The organism is Mesorhizobium sp. WSM4906 (assembly GCF_029674625.1).
GTDB lineage: Bacteria > Pseudomonadota > Alphaproteobacteria > Rhizobiales > Rhizobiaceae > Mesorhizobium.
The window spans coordinates 4552800-4567947 of sequence record NZ_CP121355.1 but is presented as its reverse complement, the minus strand read 5'-3'; the positions used below and the strand labels follow the sequence as shown (position 1 = coordinate 4567947).

Below are 15148 nucleotides of genomic sequence, written 5' to 3'. Positions count from 1 at the left end.
AGGATAGCTGCTATGACACAGGCCAAGAATGGCGACACTGTACGCATCAACTATACCGGACGTCTGGTCGACGGCACCCAATTCGATTCTTCCGGTGGTGAGCCGCTGCAATTCACATTGGGCGAGGGACAGGTGATTCCCGGTCTTGAGACCCATGTCGAGGGCATGGCAGTCGGCGCGAAAAGCACCGTCACCGTTCCCGCCGACGCCGCCTATGGCCCTCATCGCCCCGAAGCGGTCGTAACCATCGACCGCGCCAGCGTGCCGGAAAACGTCAACGTCGATATTGGCACTCAATTGCAGGCCCGCACCCCTGAAGGGCGCCCCATGCAAGTGACGGTCGTCGGCGTGGACGACGCCAGCGTCAAGCTCGACGGCAATCATCCGCTGGCCGGAAAGGACCTGGTGTTCGACGTTGAACTGGTCGAGATCGTTCAGGCGGCGTAATCAGCGCCTGAACGACTGCCCAGGATCGCGGTTTAGAACGCTACCTGGGAAAGCGTCCGCCCTCCCGTGGAAGGTGGCAAAGCGATCGCGAACCTCACGGCGCGCGATCGGTCAGATCATTGGCGCCTTCCTGCCCGGCGCAATGCGCGCAGCAATAGATGATATCGCCCTGCTCGACGCCATGCCCCATGATCCGTACCTTGCAATGAGGGCAGGTCGGCGCAAGTTTCTGGACCGCACACTCGAAGCTGTCAAACGTGTAGGTTTGCCCGCCCAGGCTCACTAGGAACGCCTTGTCGTAGTCATTGCCGCACTGATCGCATTTAGCCATGGCCGTTCTCCTTCTGAGTGCGAAAACCTCTCGGCACTCGATAGGTTCCGCATCGACCAGGGGCTCGACGGCGATTGTGCGGTTCTCTCCAGAGCTAGCTGTCGTCCTCGGACGCGGCAGGTGCCGCCGCTTGTCCGGCAACCCTCCGGCGCAGCATCTTGGTCAGTTTCCAGACCGTCGGATTGTTCTTGATGAAGGCCTTCGCCCGCGAGCCTTGCCGCAGCCCGGTCGCCAGCGCCCGGCCCTTCAGCGTCAGCGGCGCAAGCACTTCGAGATGCCGGACCTCGATGTCGCACCAGAGCCGCTTGTAAGGCTCGTCGCCGACCGAGAAATCATAGACGTCGAAACCGAGCTCGCAGGCTTCCTGGATGTTGTCGAAGAAAAGGAAGTCGCCGGGACTGGTGGAGGCGAGATCGTCCTCGGCGATCGCGCCGAACTCGCAGATCAGGCGCTTGCCCGAGCGGCTGGAGCCGGTGACGGCGCGGAGTTTCCCCGCCACCTCCAGCCCATGCAGCAGGAAGGACGGCCTTTCCTCGGCAAGCGCATCGGCAAACAGCGCCTGGAAAAAGGCGCGCACGCCTTCATCGCCGAAGACGTTGGCGATGCCCATCTTGGCGAAGCGCGCTTCCTTCATATCGAAGAAGGCGCCGAGCAGCCTGTCGACCTCCTCGCGGCTCCGCGCCTCGATACGGCGGAAACTGCCGATGGCTTCGAACTTGCGCGTCTGCGAGCGGTGCTTCTTGCGCTTGCGCTTGCCGCTCGCGCGGGCAAGCAGCGCATCGAAACCGCCGTCGAGATCGACCGCCAGCGCAAGGTTCGGGCTCGCAAAATTGGGCAGTGCGGCGAGCGGGTTCGCGGCGCCGTCGAGATCGGGCAGCAGGCGTTCGAGCGAAACGAGGTCGATGTCCGGCCGCGCTTTGGCGATTGCCGAGAACAGCGAACGGATCGCCGGGCTGTCGATGCTTGGCAGCAGCCGCGGGTAGGCGGCGGGGAAATTGCCGTTGGCGTGACGTCCGCCGGCGAAACGAGCGACACGGAAGGGACCGTTTCGCATGACTTCCAGCGCTAGTGAAAACGCCGGCCGGTCATCGATGTTCAACGTGGCGACGACCATGTCGGATTTGGTTTCGGTCGCCCAGTTGCGCACCCAGGATGCGCTCTGCGCCGGGGCAAACAGCGCCGAAGCACAGAATTCCGCATAGTCCGCGAGCCCGGCGCCCACCGCTGTCGTCAACCGGTCCCGGCTCGAGGCAGGCGCGCGCGCCGGCGCTTCGTTGGCTGCGACCCGATTGCCGTCAAATGACGCGGCGGCGTCAACCATCCCTCAATCCTTAAGACGTATTGGTTGCAACCTGGGGTTCGCATAGGCGCGTGTCGTGCTGGGATGAGCCTAGGCGGAAAAGGTGAAGGAATGATCGACGGGGGCGAGGCGATCCGGAAACTGGCGTTGAACGTTGCCCGCTATACCGGCCTCGCACCGCTGGCGAAGCCGTTTGTCGGCGGCATCGGCGCCATCCTGATGCTGCATCGCGTGACAGCGACACCGGAGAAACCGAACAGCGTCAACCGTCATCTGAACATCGCCCCTGCCTTCCTCGACAAGCTGATCGCCGACATGAAGGGAAGGGGCTATGCCTTCGTCGGTCTGGACGAAGCGATCGCGCGCATCGAGGCGGGCGGCAGACACGGCCAGTTCGCCACCATCACTGCCGACGACGCCTATCGCGACAACATGACCGAGGCGCTGCCGGTGCTGGAGAAGCATGGTGCGCCGATCGCCATCTATGTCGCGCCAGGCCTGATCGACGGTGCCGTCGACCTGTGGTGGGACGTCGTCGAGGACATCGTCGACACCAGCTCACACCTGACGCTGAAGACGACGAGAGGATCCTCGGTCATCGATTGCTCGACACCCGGCCGAAAGATTCAGACCGTCGCGCGCCTGAATGCCTGGTTGACGCTTGAAGTCCCCGAAGAAGAGCAGGGCACCGCGCTGCGCGAATTGGCGCGCTCGAACGGCGTCGAGCTTGGCACGGTTCGCTCCGCAACGCTGATGAATTGGGACGAGATACGCGCGATGGCCGAGCACCCGCTGGTGACGATCGGCGCTCATACCGTCAACCACCGCAACCTCAAGCGGCTGTCCGAAGCGGACGCGCGCCGCGAGATCGGTGACGTCCGCCGCATCCTCAAGGAAAGACTCGGGCAGGAGCCGCGCCATTTCGCTTACCCCTACGGCTATGCCCGCGCGGTCGGTTGCCGCGAGGTGGGTTTTGCCCGCGACGCCGGCTATGTCTCGGCGGTGACGACCCGGCACGGCGTGCTCAGAGCCGAACATGCCGGTTTCCTGCATGCGCTACCGCGCATCTCCGTCAACGGCCGCTACCAGAGCCTCGCCCATATCCGCACGATGCTGTCGGGTGTGACGACGCCGCTCGCCAACGCCGGCAGGATGGTCGTCACCATCTGAGCAATTCCTGGAAAGTGTGCGGCGGTTTTCCGTCCGGAATTGCGACCACCAAAGAAGGCTCGTCTCAGCTCTTCTGAGGCGGCTCGATGATCAGCCATTTGATGATGCCCATCGCCGGCAGCACCCAGAGCAGGCCGCTGAGCAGGAAGAACAGGAAGTGCGCCGTCGAACCATATTCGGCGAGCCTGGTGACCGCGATGGCCGAGGCGATCAGCGCATAGATGATGACCAGCGCTACCAGCAGGATGGTTCCGATCAGCTTTTTCAGGCGAATGGGCATGTCGCGGTCCCGTTGACCCGCCTCGCTTAGGCCGAACGGAAGGCTCGCGCAACCGTCTCCAGCCAGCGCGACGGCGTGCCGCGCTGTCCGGTCTTGCCAGCGGGGCGGTCATGGTCCACCAATCGCGCGTTTCAACCGCCGGGAAAAGTCCCATGGCTGCCATCACCGCCACGGCCCCATACGCCGCCCGCGACCGCGATCTCCACAACCGGGCGCTGGTGCGCGGCTGGCTGTATTTCGTGCTGCTCGTGCTGGTGGCGCTGGTGCTGGTCGGCGGCGCCACCCGGCTTACCGGTTCCGGCCTGTCGATCACCGAATGGCGGCCGATCCACGGCGTGATTCCGCCGCTCAACGATGCCGAGTGGCTGGAAGAGTTCCAGCGCTACCAGCAGATCCCGCAATATGCCGAGCTCAACAAGGGCATGAGCATCGAGGCCTTCAAGTCGATCTTCTGGTGGGAATGGGTGCACCGCATCCTCGCGCGCAGCGTCGGCGTCGTCTTTGCCTTGCCGCTCCTGTTCTTCTGGGCGACTCGCCGCATCGAGCGCGGCCTCGGCCCGAAACTGGCCGGCATCCTTCTGCTCGGCGGCCTGCAAGGCGCCATCGGCTGGTGGATGGTGGCTTCGGGTCTGGTCGACCGCGTCTCGGTCAGCCAGTATCGGCTGGCGACGCACCTGACGATCGCCGCCATGATCTTCACCGCCACCATGGTCGTCGCGCGGGGCCTTGCACCGCACTCGGAGCCGGCCGCCGACCGTTCTACGCAGCGGCTCGCCGGCGTGATCGTGCTCCTGGCGCTGATCCAGATCTATCTCGGCGGCTTGGTTGCCGGCCTCCATGCCGGCCTCTCCTACAACACTTGGCCGCTGATGGACGGCAAGGTGATCCCGTCCGATCTCCTCCTGTTGAAACCCGCCTGGCTGAACTTCTTCGAGAATCCGAAGACGGTGCAGTTCGTGCACCGGCTCGGCGCCTATACACTCTTTGTGGTGGCGCTCTGGCACATGATCGCCACGTGGCGGCGCCAGCCGGGCACCACCCATGCCCGCCGCGCCACGCTGTTGCTCCTGCTGGTGCTGCTGCAGGCCTCGATCGGCATCGGCACGCTCTTGATGCAAGTGCCGCTGCACATGGCGCTGACCCACCAGGGCTTTGCCTTGATCGTGCTCGGCTTTGCCGCCGCACATTGGCGCGGCACCAAGGGCGCTTATCCGCTGCCGACCGAGATCGCCGTCAGGGGCTGAGGCGAACCTTCCGGATCGCCTCGGCGATCGACAGCTCGCGATTTTCATCGACTGCATTGCCGTCCTCGCGGTGCCAGGCGGCCGACAGGCAGCCATAGGCGATCGCGTGGTCGAGGATGGCGCGTGGCGGCTGGCCGAGCGTTTTCCCAAACACCTCGGCCATATGCGCGATCTGGCGGGGATCGAGGCAAAGATCGTTGCGATCGAGCGGATTGTAGAACATGTTCGCCGCATCGAAGCCGGGGTCGCCGAGCACGCCCTTCGGGTCGATCGCCAGCCAGCCGCGCGGCCCGAACAGGATATTGTCGTGATGCAGGTCGCCATGCAGCGGCCTGACGTCATGCGGCTCGGCAAGCAGCCGCTCGGCGGTTGCCGCCGCTTCCATGTAAAGCGTGTTCTGGCCGGCATCGCGATCGGCTTTGGCCGCCCGAAACAGGCTGACATATCTTTCGCGCAGCGGCTGCAGGTCCGGCGGCGGAGCATCCTTCGAAGGCGAGTGGAGCTTCGCCATCACCTCGGTCGCGATCGCTGTCGCGGCATCGTCGCCATGCTCGGCGAGATGCTGCGAGAGCAGCCGGTCGCCGGCATATTCGAGCAGCATTCGGTGCCCGTCACGGCCGAGCAGGCGCACGGCGCCTTCGCCGCGCCGCCAGGCCAGGAAATGCTCGCCGCGCAGCTCGTCCGCAACGTCGTCGAACGGCTTCAGGTCCTTGACGATCGCCGGCGAACCGTCCTCGCACGTCACCTTCCAGATGCGGCTGGAGAACGTCTCGGCAACGAGCTCGGGCGCACTGACCTTCCAGCGCTCAGGCAGCGCCTGCATCGTCGCTCAGTGCGCGATGCCGAGCATCAGGTCCAGGTTCTGCACGGCAGCGCCCGAGGCACCCTTGCCGAGATTGTCGTAGACGGCGAGCAGCAGCGCCTGCGCCCGCTCGTCATTGGCGAACACATAGACCTTCATCCGGTTGGTGCCGTTATAGACCTCCGGGTCGATCTCCGGCAGGCGCTCCATATGCGTGAAGGGGGCGACCTCGACCACGCCGCCATTGATCGAGGCGTAGTGGTCGGCGATCGCCGCATGAAGCTCGGCGCCCGTCGGCACGCGATCGAGGCCGCCGAGCTGCAGCGGCACCACCGTGATCATGCCTTGCGCGAAATTGCCGACCGCCGGCTGCATGATCGGATCGTGCGACAGTTTTGCGTAGGTCCTGAGCTCCGGCACATGCTTATGCTGCAGCGTCAGGCCATAGGGCAGGAACTCGGGCGCATCCTCGCCCTTGCCGACATAGTCCTCGATCATCGGGCGGCCGCCGCCGGAATAGCCGGAAATGCCGTTGACGGTGACCGGGAAATCGGCGGGCAGCAGGCCGGCCGAAACCAGCGGCCGCAGCGTCGCGATTGGACCTTGCGGCCAGCAGCCGGGGTTGGCGACGCGCTTTGCGTTGGCGATCTTCTTCGCCTGATCCTTGTCCATTTCGGCAAAGCCATATTCCCAGCCCTCGGCCACGCGATGCGCGGTCGAGGCGTCGATGACCTTTGTCGTGCCGTTCTCGATCAGCGACACGCTCTCCTTGGCCGCGGCATCCGGCAGGCAGAGGATGGCGACATCGGCGGCGTTGAGGAATTCGGCCCTGGCCGCAGCTTCCTTGCGGCGCTCGGCGGGAATGGAGATGATCTCCAGGTCGCCGCGGTCGGCCAGCAGCGCCCTGATCTGCAGGCCTGTCGTGCCATGCTCGCCGTCAATGAAGATTTTCGGTTTCATCGGTTACCAAATTCCTTGCAATTTCAAGTCTATATGCCGTTTGCGTTATGCAGAACTGCATGAGTGCCGTTGTTTAGGTCCTCGAGCCGCGCCTTCCGTTCGGCCACCAGGCCAAGATAATGCATGGCAATGATCGATCCGGCGATCGCCGTAATATCGGCATGATCGTAGGCCGGCGCAACCTCGACGACATCGGCGCCGACGATATCGACCTGGCCGAGCTGGCGCAGCGTCGAGAGCATCTTGGCCGATGAAGGGCCGCCGGCTACCGGCGTGCCGGTACCGGGAGCGAAGGCCGGGTCGAGGCAGTCGATGTCGAAGGTGAGATAGGTCTTCCTGCCGCCGGTGCGCTCGACGATCGCATAGGCGATGTCGGAGGCGCGCATTTCCTCGACCTCATGCCCGTAGAGGATCCTGATGCCGAACGTGTCCGGCGCATGCGTGCGGATGCCGATCTGGATCGAGCGGTCGGGATCGATGATGCCTTCGTTCACCGCACGGGCGACGAAGGAACCATGGTCGATGCGCTTGCCGTCGTCCGGCCAAGTGTCCTGATGCGCGTCGAACTGAACCAGCGCCAGCGGCCCGTGGATCGCGGCATGCGCCTTGAGCAGCGGCCAGGTGACGAAATGATCGCCGCCGAGCGTCAAGAGGAAGGCGCCTGATCTCAGGATCTTGGCCGCCTCGCGCTCGATCGCGCCCGGAGTCTTCTGATGGTTGCCGCTGTCGAGCAGGCAGTCGCCATAGTCGACCACCGCGAGCTGCTCGAACAGGTCGCGCGAGAACGGATATTGCGGATCGTTGTCGAGGATCGCCGAGGCGCGCCGGATCGCCTGCGGCCCGAAGCGCGCCCCGGGTCGGTTGGTGACCGCGGCGTCAAAGGGAATTCCCCACACGACGGCGTCCGCGCCCTTCACGTCCTTCGTATATTTGCGCCGCATGAACGACAGCGCCCCGGCATAGGTCGGCTCGAACGACGCGCCCGTCTTGGAACGGGCGGTGAAGGCGTGGTCGATCTCTTTGTTCGCCATTGCGGGTCCTCGGTTGTCAGCGGGCAGCCACAACTACAGAACCGGCACGCAACATGCCAGTCACAGCTTGCGGATACGGAACGGCGCTCGCCGAGTGCCAGGGCAACACAGGATTTGTATTATTATGACCGAAGCGGCCTTGCTGAACCTCGCACCCGCTCCGGCGGCGACCCGGACCGGCACGGCGGCCGGCGAGCGCTTCCTGGTGCTCGATTCGTGGCGCGGCATCTGCGCGCTTTTGGTGGCGCTGTTCCATTTCCCGACGACGTCGATGATTTCCCAAAGCGCCTTTGTCGGCGGCTCCTATCTGTTCGTCGATTTCTTCTTCGTGCTGTCCGGTTTCGTCATCGCCAGCTCCTATGGCAGCCGGCTGGGCGAGCCGGACGGGCTTGCCAGCTTCGCACTGGTGCGTTTCGGCCGCATCTACCCACTGCATCTCCTGATGCTCACCGCCTTCGCCGGCTTCGAGGCCATGCGGCTGGTGCTGCCGGCACTGCACGGAACGGGTTCCGCGCCATTCACCGGCGGCTTCGACGTGAGAAGCCTCATCGCCAATCTCTTCCTGCTGCAGGGCATGGGGGTGGAGGATCATCTGAGCTGGAATGCCCCGAGCTGGAGCATTTCCGCCGAGTTCTTCACCTATCTGCTCTTTGCCGGCGTGGTGTTCGCGACCGGCAAGCGCGCCTGGATATGGTTCGTGGCCGCCGCCATGACAGCGCCCTTCTTCCTGCTTGCCTTTTCGACCCGTCATATGGACGTGTCCTTCGATTTCGGCTTCATTCGCTGCCTTTACGGCTTCTCGCTCGGCGCGCTGCTTGCCTGGTTTCAGCACGATTCCATTGCAGAGGCGCGACAGGCGATGGTCGGCGGGGCAGGGCGCATCGCCTGGACGCTGGCCGAGCTCGTCATGATCGCGGTGATCGGGACGTTCGTTTCCGTCGCCGGAACGAATGACGCCGGCATTGCAGCACCCGTCGTCTTCGCGCTGGCCCTCTACCTCTTCGCCCACGAGGGTGGCCTGGTCAGTGCGCTGCTGCGCAGCCGTCCGATGCTGCTGCTCGGCTCGCTCTCCTACTCGATCTACATGATCCACATCTTCGTCCAGGCGCGCATGATCAACATCGGCGGCCTCATCGAGCGCAAGCTCGGGTTTGGCATCGTCGGCGGCATGACCCTGCGCGGCGATCAGGTGGCCGGCTTCGGCGTCGGCTCGCCATGGATCGGCTTCGCCGCGATCATAGCGATGTTGATCGCCGTCATCGTCGCCTCCTGGCTCACATGGCGCTTCGTCGAGATGCCGGCGCTGGCATGGTTCCGCCGCCGCTCCAAGCGGATTTGACCCAAACAATTCAAGGAAAAGTGTTTTCCGTCCGCAATTGCGCCAAAACAAGGAGACAGCTAGCCGGCTTCGTTCACCGCCCTGTCATGGGGATCGCCTAACCGGGTCCCGACCCGGAACGGAGCGATTCCCGCTGATGCGAACACTCTGGCTGAGCCTGCTTCTGTCCGCCGCGCTTGCGACTGCCTCGAGCCAGGCTTTGGCCGGCGAGACGCGCGCTGCCCAAATCCTCGACCGCTTCGAGCACGCCAACCAGTGGCGCGACCATGTGATGATCGCCGCGCACCGGGCCGGCAGCATGCAGGCCGGCAAGACGCTCTATGCCGAGAACTCGCTTGCCGCGGTCGAGGGTTCGATCGCGATCGGCGCGGAGATCGTCGAGGTCGATGTCAGGCGCTCGAAGGACGGCGCGTTCGTGATCATGCATGACAGCTGGCTCGACCGGACGACCACCTGTAAGGGCGAAGTGGCGAATTACACGCTGGCCGAGCTGAAGAAATGCCGGCTGATGATCGAAGGCACGGGCGCGGTCACCGACGAGTCGGTATCGACGCTGCGCGAGATGCTGCTCGCCACCAAGGACCGGATCCTGATCAACCTCGACAACAAGCTGGAGGTGACCGACCTGCCCGGCATGATCGCGGTCGCCCGCGATCTCGGCATGGCCGATCAGGTTATCGTCAAGGAAAACCTGTGGAACCGCCAGCGCATCGATGCGGCCAGGACAGCGCTTGCCCAGGCGGGCGGCGGCTTCCAGTTCATGCCGATCCTCGCCGACGATGCCGTGCACGATGCCACCTTTGCCGGCGAGGTTGACAAGGCATTCGCGCCTCGCGCCATCGAGCTGATCGCCTGGCGCAACGGTGCCGAGATGCTGACGACGAGCGGCGGGCCGCTGTTCAGCACCCGTATGCGAGCGGTGGCGATCCGAGGTGACTGGCACCTCTGGGCCGACACCTATGCCATCGTCAACAAGCCGGGCGGCTTCCTCGCCGGCGGCCGCGGCGACGAGCTGGCAGTGGCCGCCAGCCTGCCGCGCGAAGCCTGGGGTTTCTGGGTCGACCGCGGAGCCACCATCATCCAGACCGACGAGCCGAAGGCGGCGATCGAATGGCTGGCGGCGAACGGGTATCGAGTGCCTTATACGGCCGATGGCCGGACTGCAGAGCCGGCTCATACCGCGAGTATCAATTAGAGCGCGGCGCGGAAGCCGCCAATCTCCCCCCAAGCGGGGGAGATGCCCGGCAGGGCAGAGGGGGGCGCTGTCCCGCCGGCCTGTCCAGCGTCTAGGCCAATCGCGCCCGTATTTCCAAGTCATCATTTATAGCAAGCCCGTTGAGGCTGGCGTTCCTTCGCGCCCCCTCTGGCCTGCCGGCCATTTCCCCCACAAGGGAGGGAGATCAGCCAATCACGCAGCCTTCGCGACTCCATCCAACTCGCCCAGCACCTCCGCCGATAGCTCCAGCTCCGCCGCCGCAAGATTCTCCCGCAAATGCCCGACCGACGACGTGCCCGGTATCAGCAGGATGTTCGGCGAGCGCCGCAGCAGCCACGCCAGCGCGACCTGCATCGGCGTCGCGCCGAGCCGTTCCGCGACGCCCGACAAGGTCGAGGACTGCAGTGGGCTGAAGCCGCCGAGTGGGAAGAACGGCACATAGGCGATACCGTCGCGGGCAAGCTCGTCGATCAGCGCGTCGTCTTGCCTGTGCGCCAGATTGTATTGGTTCTGCACGCAAACGATGTCGCAGATCCTGCGGCCCTCCGCGATCTGCGCGCGGGTCACGTTGCTCAAACCGATATGGCGCACGAGGCCTTTGCGTTGCAACTCGGCAAGCTTGGTGACTTGCGCCTCGATGGAGCCTTCCGCCGGACCATGCACCCCGAACATGATGCGCAGATTGACGACGTCCATCGCCTCGAGGCCAAGATTGCGAAGGTTGTCGTGCACTGCATGCTCGAGTTCATCGGCTGTGAAGGCCGGCAGCCAGGAGGCGTCTTCGCCGCGACGGGCGCCGATCTTGGTGACAATGGTGAGGTCGTCGGGGTAGGGCGCCAGCGCCTCGCGGATCAATCTGTTGGTGACGTGCGGCCCGTAATAGTCACTGGTGTCGATATGGTTCACGCCTTGCGCCAACGCTTCGCGCAGCACGGCGATTGCCGCGTCATGGTCCTTCGGCGGACCGAACACGCCTTTGCCCGCAAGCTGCATCGCGCCGTAGCCGAGGCGGTGGACCGAGCGGTCGCCGAGTTTGTAGGTGCCGGATTTGTCTACGCTGGACATCGTGGTTCTCCTTCGCTGTCGACGGCGGAGATAGGGCATGGTTGCTGTTCCGATAATCGGCTATAATCGATACAGCTTGTGCGAAATTTAGGACAATGACGGCGGACCTCAACGATCTCCAGGCGTTTATGGCGGTGGCGCGCGCCGGCGGTTTTCGCGAAGGAGCCCGTGCGACGGCGGGCAGCGCCTCCGCGCTCAGCGAAGCCATCCGCCGTCTGGAAACTCAGCTCGGTGTTAGGCTCTTCAACCGCACCACGCGCAGCGTTGCTTTGACCGAGGCTGGCGCCAGCCTGCTGGCGCGGCTCGGTCCCGCATTGGGCGAGGTAGAAGCTGCGCTCGATGTGGTGAACGGCTTTCGCGACCGGCCAGCCGGAACCTTGCGTCTCAACGTGCCGATAAGCGCCTCGCGGCTGGTGCTGCCCAGAATCGTTCCGGGATTTCTCGCGGCCTATCCCGCCATTCGCCTGGAAGTGATCGCCGAGGAGAACTTTATCGATCTGCTGGTAGCCGGCTGCGACGCCGGAATCCGCTATGACGAGCGGCTGGAGCAGGACATGATCGCGGTGCCGATCGGGCCGCGCGCGCAGCGCTTCACGACCTCCGCCGCGCCGTCCTACCTTGACCGGCACGGTCGGCCGCAGCACCCGCGCGACCTGCTTGGCCATGCCTGCGTGCGCGGCCGTTTCCCGAGCGGGGTCATGACGCCCTGGGAGTTCGAGCGCGACGGCGAGGTGGTGCGGGTCGATCCCACGGGGCCATTGGTCGTCAGCATCGGTGGAGGCGTCGATCTCGCCATCGATGCGGCGATCGCCGGCGTCGGCATTCTGTGGCTCTTCGAGGACTGGGTGCTCCCGCATTTCGAGAGCGGCACGCTCGAACCTGTGCTGGAGCCGTGGTGGCAGGAATTTTCCGGGCCGTTCCTCTATTATCCGGGCCGGCGCCTCGTGCCTGCGCCGTTGCGCGCCTTCATCGACTACATCAAGACGCCGGCCGGGCGCTGGCAGTAGCTGGGCCGAACGCGGCAATTATCCGTAATGAGCATGGTCCTTCTCCCATCGGTGAAGGGGGCGCACCCTGTCGGCAGGCTGCACAACTGAATAGAGTCGGGCGGTAGTTGCGATAGAGGTCGATCGCGATGATCACCACGCTTTTTTTGCCGCGGCGCGGAGAAGCCGGCTCGACACAGAAATTCCACCCGTCCTCAGCCGTGGGAGAATAGCGTGCACAGGCGATACGTGACGCTGGATCTGCTTCGTGGCATCGCGGCTACCGGCGTCATGCTTTTTCACAATTGCGTCGATGTCGTCCAAAGCGGCTATTTGGCCGTCGATCTTTTCTTTGTCCTCAGCGGCTTCGTGATCGCCCTGTCCTACGAGGACAAGTTGAGAGACGGACTGGCTCAATCGTCCTTCTTCCTGGCGCGTTTCATCCGCCTCTGGCCGATGATTGTGGTTGGCAGCGTGCTGGGGCTTTTGGCCGGATTGGCCCACTATGTCGCGCATCCCGGCGATCTATGGACGTTGGGCGCTCAGTTCTCGGCTTCTCTCATTCTGCTCCCGAAACTGGCCATAGCCGAAGGAGACGAACTGTTTCCTCTCAATACCGTCTTCTGGTCGCTGTTCTTCGAGATCGTCGTCAATGTGATCTACGCCGCGTGGCTGTATAGCCGGCGAGCGCAGGGTCTGTTGATTGCCGTGGTCATCGTGTCCGCAATCTGCATCTTGCTCCAGCCGGAGGTAAGGATGCTGATGTTGTTCGCCCGCGCGCTCCTTGGTTTTTTCCTGGGCGTGCTCATGTACCGTATGTCGAACAAGCTGCAATTGACGGCAGTTCGGTTCGGTTGGCTTTTTTGCACTGCCGCCGTCGTTCTCATTCTCGTCATGCCCACGTCGATCAGGCCGCCCGGGATACTCTTCCTGCTGATTGACGCGGTATTCTGCGCGATCATTCTCGTGGCCGCCGCCAGCGACGAGACGATGCCTGCCATGTCGGTGGGCTGGTCGCAGTGGCTCGGGGATATCTCCTACCCGCTTTATGCCATCCACCGGCCGCTGTTTTACTTTTGCTCGCTGCTGATCGTGAGGATCACGCATGATTTGGCCGCTTACAATTTCGCGGCTTTCGTCGCGTCCATCGCCATCGTCGCTGCGTCTGGCGTCGTGCTGCGCTCGTTCGATCAGCCGGTTCGGCGTTATCTGACGGGACTGACCCGACCATACCTGAAAGCAAAAGGCCGCCCGGAGGCGGCCTTTCGAGAAGCTTGATCGTGTAGCGCTTAGCGCTTGGAAAACTGGAAGCTGCGGCGGGCCTTCGCCTTGCCGTACTTCTTGCGCTCGACCACGCGGCTGTCGCGGGTCAGGAAGCCGCCCTTCTTGAGCACCGCGCGCAGCGCCGGCTCGTAATAGGTCAGCGCCTTGGAGATGCCGTGACGCACGGCGCCCGCCTGGCCGGAGAGGCCGCCGCCGATGACGGTGGCGACGATGTCGTACTGGCCGGCGCGGTTGGTGGCGACGATCGGCTGGTTGAGGATCATCTGCAGCACCGGACGCGCGAAATAGGTCGCGAATTCCTTGTCGTTGACGATGATCTTGCCGGAGCCCGGCTTCACCCAGACGCGCGCGATGGCGTTCTTGCGCTTGCCGGTGGCATAGGCGCGGCCCGACTTGTCGAGCTTCTGGACATGGACGGGCGCGGCCGGCTGCGCGGCGGTCGTGACAGTCCCGAGTTCTGCGAGCGAGGAAAGCTCAGCCATTACGAGGCCCTCTTGTTCTTGGAGTTCAGCTTGGCCACGTCGAGCGTGACGGGCTGCTGGGCGGCGTGCGGATGTTCGGCGCCTGCATAGACGCGAAGATTCTTCATCTGGCGGCGGCCAAGCGGGCCGCGCGGGATCATGCGCTCGACGGCCTTCTCGACGACGCGCTCAGGGAAACGGCCCTCGAGCAGCTGGCGCGCGGTGCGCTCCTTGATGCCGCCGGGATGGCCGGTGTGCCAGTAGTAGACCTTGTCGGTGTACTTCTTGCCGGTGAACACCACCTTGTCGGCGTTGATGACGATGACGTTGTCGCCATCATCGACATGCGGCGTGAAGGTGGGCTTGTGCTTGCCGCGCAGATGGTTGGCGATGACAGTGGCGAGGCGGCCGACGACGAGACCCTCGGCGTCGATCAGCACCCACTTCTTCACCACATCCGCAGGCTTCTGCGAAAAGGTAGCCATGGTTTTGCTCTCGAGTTGACCTTCCTCATCCGCGAGGGACAAGGAAAGGCGTTTTTTGTTGCTTGGATTGGCGAGGACGCTGAGGCCATTCGCCAATAATAAAACGGCGGCCGTTGCGGGCCGCTGCTTCGCGAGGGCTTATAGGCGAGGGTATCAGGCGCGTCAAGGCGGCCGAAAACTCATCTGGCGCACAAAAAGAGATAAAAACAATAGTTTGGCTATGTGGTGCTATTTTACCGCAAGGAAAGAGCGCTCCGGCCAATAGTCGGAACGCCTTCCGACGATCCGGACTTCAGCCGGCAGCTTCGAGCGAGCGGCGGATCTCGGGCGCAAGCTGGTCCATTGCTGCGGCGAGCCAGCCGCAGAGCTCATCCGGCGACGTGTCATGGATCCACACCAGTCGGCTGCGTCCATCATTCTCGGCAAAGACCTGCATGGAGGTGTTGTCGTGCGCCACCTCTTCGCCTTCCCATGCCCAGACGATCCGGCGTGCCTGTTCGTCGCGGGCAATCAGCCTCTCGTGCACGACCTTGCCGTCGGCAAAGATCATCTGCCGCAAGTCGGGCTCGACCAGCCGGCAATCCACGAAGATGTCCGGCGTTGTCAGCCGCGGTCCCTCGGCGAAGTTGCCGACGGTCTGCCAGACCTTTTCCGGCAACGCATCGACCACCATTTCCCTGATGACTGATCCCATTTTTGCACCTCTGGTTGGAGATAGACAAACCTGTCTACTAGACAAATCTGTCT

The 15148-nt window shown here is 63.9% G+C and carries 17 protein-coding genes; 7 read left to right on the top strand and 10 right to left on the bottom strand.

Annotation, left to right across the window (positions count from 1 at the left end):
• Window positions 1–12: 12 nt before the first annotated feature.
• Window positions 13–447: a peptidylprolyl isomerase gene (locus tag QAZ22_RS21945; RefSeq protein WP_278202784.1), complete on the top strand. Its 435-nt coding sequence runs from the start codon at window positions 13–15 to the stop codon at window positions 445–447.
• 94 nt (window positions 448–541) lie between these two features.
• On the opposite strand, the gene QAZ22_RS21940 is transcribed toward QAZ22_RS21945, so the two are convergent.
• Both QAZ22_RS21940 and QAZ22_RS21935 read right to left on the bottom strand, forming a co-directional pair.
• Window positions 542–778: a hypothetical protein gene (locus QAZ22_RS21940; protein ID WP_278077701.1), complete on the bottom strand. Its 237-nt coding sequence runs from the start codon at window positions 776–778 to the stop codon at window positions 542–544.
• Window positions 779–872: 94 nt separating this feature from the next.
• Entirely contained in the window at window positions 873–2099 is a 1227-nt protein-coding gene (locus QAZ22_RS21935) for a GNAT family N-acetyltransferase (protein ID WP_278202783.1), read from the bottom strand.
• Between the two features lie 90 nt (window positions 2100–2189).
• On the opposite strand from QAZ22_RS21935, the gene QAZ22_RS21930 reads away from it, so the two are divergent.
• The gene (locus QAZ22_RS21930) at window positions 2190–3248 is read left to right on the top strand and encodes a polysaccharide deacetylase family protein (RefSeq protein WP_278202782.1); all 1059 of its coding nucleotides are present in this window, start codon (window positions 2190–2192) and stop codon (window positions 3246–3248) included.
• A 64-nt stretch (window positions 3249–3312) separates the two neighbouring features.
• Here QAZ22_RS21930 and QAZ22_RS21925 read toward each other — a convergent pair whose 3' ends face one another.
• On the bottom strand, window positions 3313–3528 hold the full coding sequence (locus QAZ22_RS21925) for a DUF2842 domain-containing protein (RefSeq protein WP_278202781.1): 216 nt from the start codon (window positions 3526–3528) through the stop codon (window positions 3313–3315).
• Window positions 3529–3680: 152 nt separating this feature from the next.
• Here QAZ22_RS21925 and QAZ22_RS21920 point away from each other — a divergent pair, with 152 nt between their 5' ends.
• A complete protein-coding gene (locus tag QAZ22_RS21920; protein ID WP_278202780.1) occupies window positions 3681–4772 on the top strand; it encodes a COX15/CtaA family protein in 1092 nt (363 codons plus the stop codon).
• Here the strand turns inward: QAZ22_RS21920 and QAZ22_RS21915 are convergent.
• From QAZ22_RS21915 to speB, 3 genes are read right to left on the bottom strand one after another with little or no spacing between them, the layout of a single operon-like run.
• On the bottom strand, window positions 4762–5595 hold the full coding sequence (locus tag QAZ22_RS21915) for an aminoglycoside phosphotransferase family protein (RefSeq protein ID WP_278202779.1): 834 nt from the start codon (window positions 5593–5595) through the stop codon (window positions 4762–4764). The genes QAZ22_RS21920 and QAZ22_RS21915 overlap by 11 nt on opposite strands.
• A gap of 6 nt (window positions 5596–5601) precedes the next feature.
• A complete protein-coding gene (gene argC, locus QAZ22_RS21910; protein ID WP_278202778.1) occupies window positions 5602–6534 on the bottom strand; it encodes an N-acetyl-gamma-glutamyl-phosphate reductase in 933 nt (310 codons plus the stop codon).
• A gap of 29 nt (window positions 6535–6563) precedes the next feature.
• Window positions 6564–7565 carry an agmatinase gene (gene speB, locus QAZ22_RS21905; protein ID WP_278202777.1) on the bottom strand — a complete coding sequence of 334 codons (1002 nt, stop codon included), beginning with the start codon at window positions 7563–7565 and terminating at the stop codon, window positions 6564–6566.
• A 124-nt stretch (window positions 7566–7689) separates the two neighbouring features.
• On the opposite strand from speB, the gene QAZ22_RS21900 reads away from it, so the two are divergent.
• Together QAZ22_RS21900 and QAZ22_RS21895 are read left to right on the top strand one after the other, a co-directional pair.
• Window positions 7690–8904 (top strand): acyltransferase, encoded by a 1215-nt coding sequence (locus tag QAZ22_RS21900; RefSeq protein WP_278202776.1) that lies wholly within the window; start codon window positions 7690–7692, stop codon window positions 8902–8904.
• A gap of 136 nt (window positions 8905–9040) precedes the next feature.
• Window positions 9041–10099, top strand: coding sequence for a glycerophosphodiester phosphodiesterase family protein (locus QAZ22_RS21895; protein ID WP_278202775.1), 1059 nt, complete (start codon window positions 9041–9043; stop codon window positions 10097–10099).
• Between the two features lie 213 nt (window positions 10100–10312).
• Here the strand turns inward: QAZ22_RS21895 and QAZ22_RS21890 are convergent, their stop codons facing one another.
• Complete coding sequence (locus QAZ22_RS21890) at window positions 10313–11185, bottom strand: aldo/keto reductase family oxidoreductase (protein ID WP_278202774.1); 873 nt, start codon at window positions 11183–11185, stop codon at window positions 10313–10315.
• Window positions 11186–11280: 95 nt separating this feature from the next.
• On the opposite strand from QAZ22_RS21890, the gene QAZ22_RS21885 reads away from it, so the two are divergent.
• Both QAZ22_RS21885 and QAZ22_RS21880 read left to right on the top strand, forming a co-directional pair.
• Entirely contained in the window at window positions 11281–12192 is a 912-nt protein-coding gene (locus QAZ22_RS21885; RefSeq protein ID WP_278202773.1) for a LysR family transcriptional regulator, read from the top strand.
• 228 nt (window positions 12193–12420) lie between these two features.
• Window positions 12421–13449: an acyltransferase gene (locus QAZ22_RS21880; RefSeq protein ID WP_278202772.1), complete on the top strand. Its 1029-nt coding sequence runs from the start codon at window positions 12421–12423 to the stop codon at window positions 13447–13449.
• Between the two features lie 11 nt (window positions 13450–13460).
• Here the strand turns inward: QAZ22_RS21880 and rpsI are convergent, their stop codons facing one another.
• The 3 genes from rpsI to QAZ22_RS21865 form a co-directional block, all read right to left on the bottom strand.
• Entirely contained in the window at window positions 13461–13937 is a 477-nt protein-coding gene (gene rpsI, locus QAZ22_RS21875) for a 30S ribosomal protein S9 (protein ID WP_278202771.1), read from the bottom strand.
• The gene (rplM, locus tag QAZ22_RS21870) at window positions 13937–14401 is read right to left on the bottom strand and encodes a 50S ribosomal protein L13 (protein WP_059184834.1); all 465 of its coding nucleotides are present in this window, start codon (window positions 14399–14401) and stop codon (window positions 13937–13939) included. Before rplM ends, rpsI begins: the two co-directional genes overlap by 1 nt.
• A 292-nt stretch (window positions 14402–14693) precedes the next feature.
• Window positions 14694–15095 carry an SRPBCC family protein gene (locus QAZ22_RS21865; RefSeq protein ID WP_278202770.1) on the bottom strand — a complete coding sequence of 134 codons (402 nt, stop codon included), beginning with the start codon at window positions 15093–15095 and terminating at the stop codon, window positions 14694–14696.
• Window positions 15096–15148: the final 53 nt, after the last annotated feature.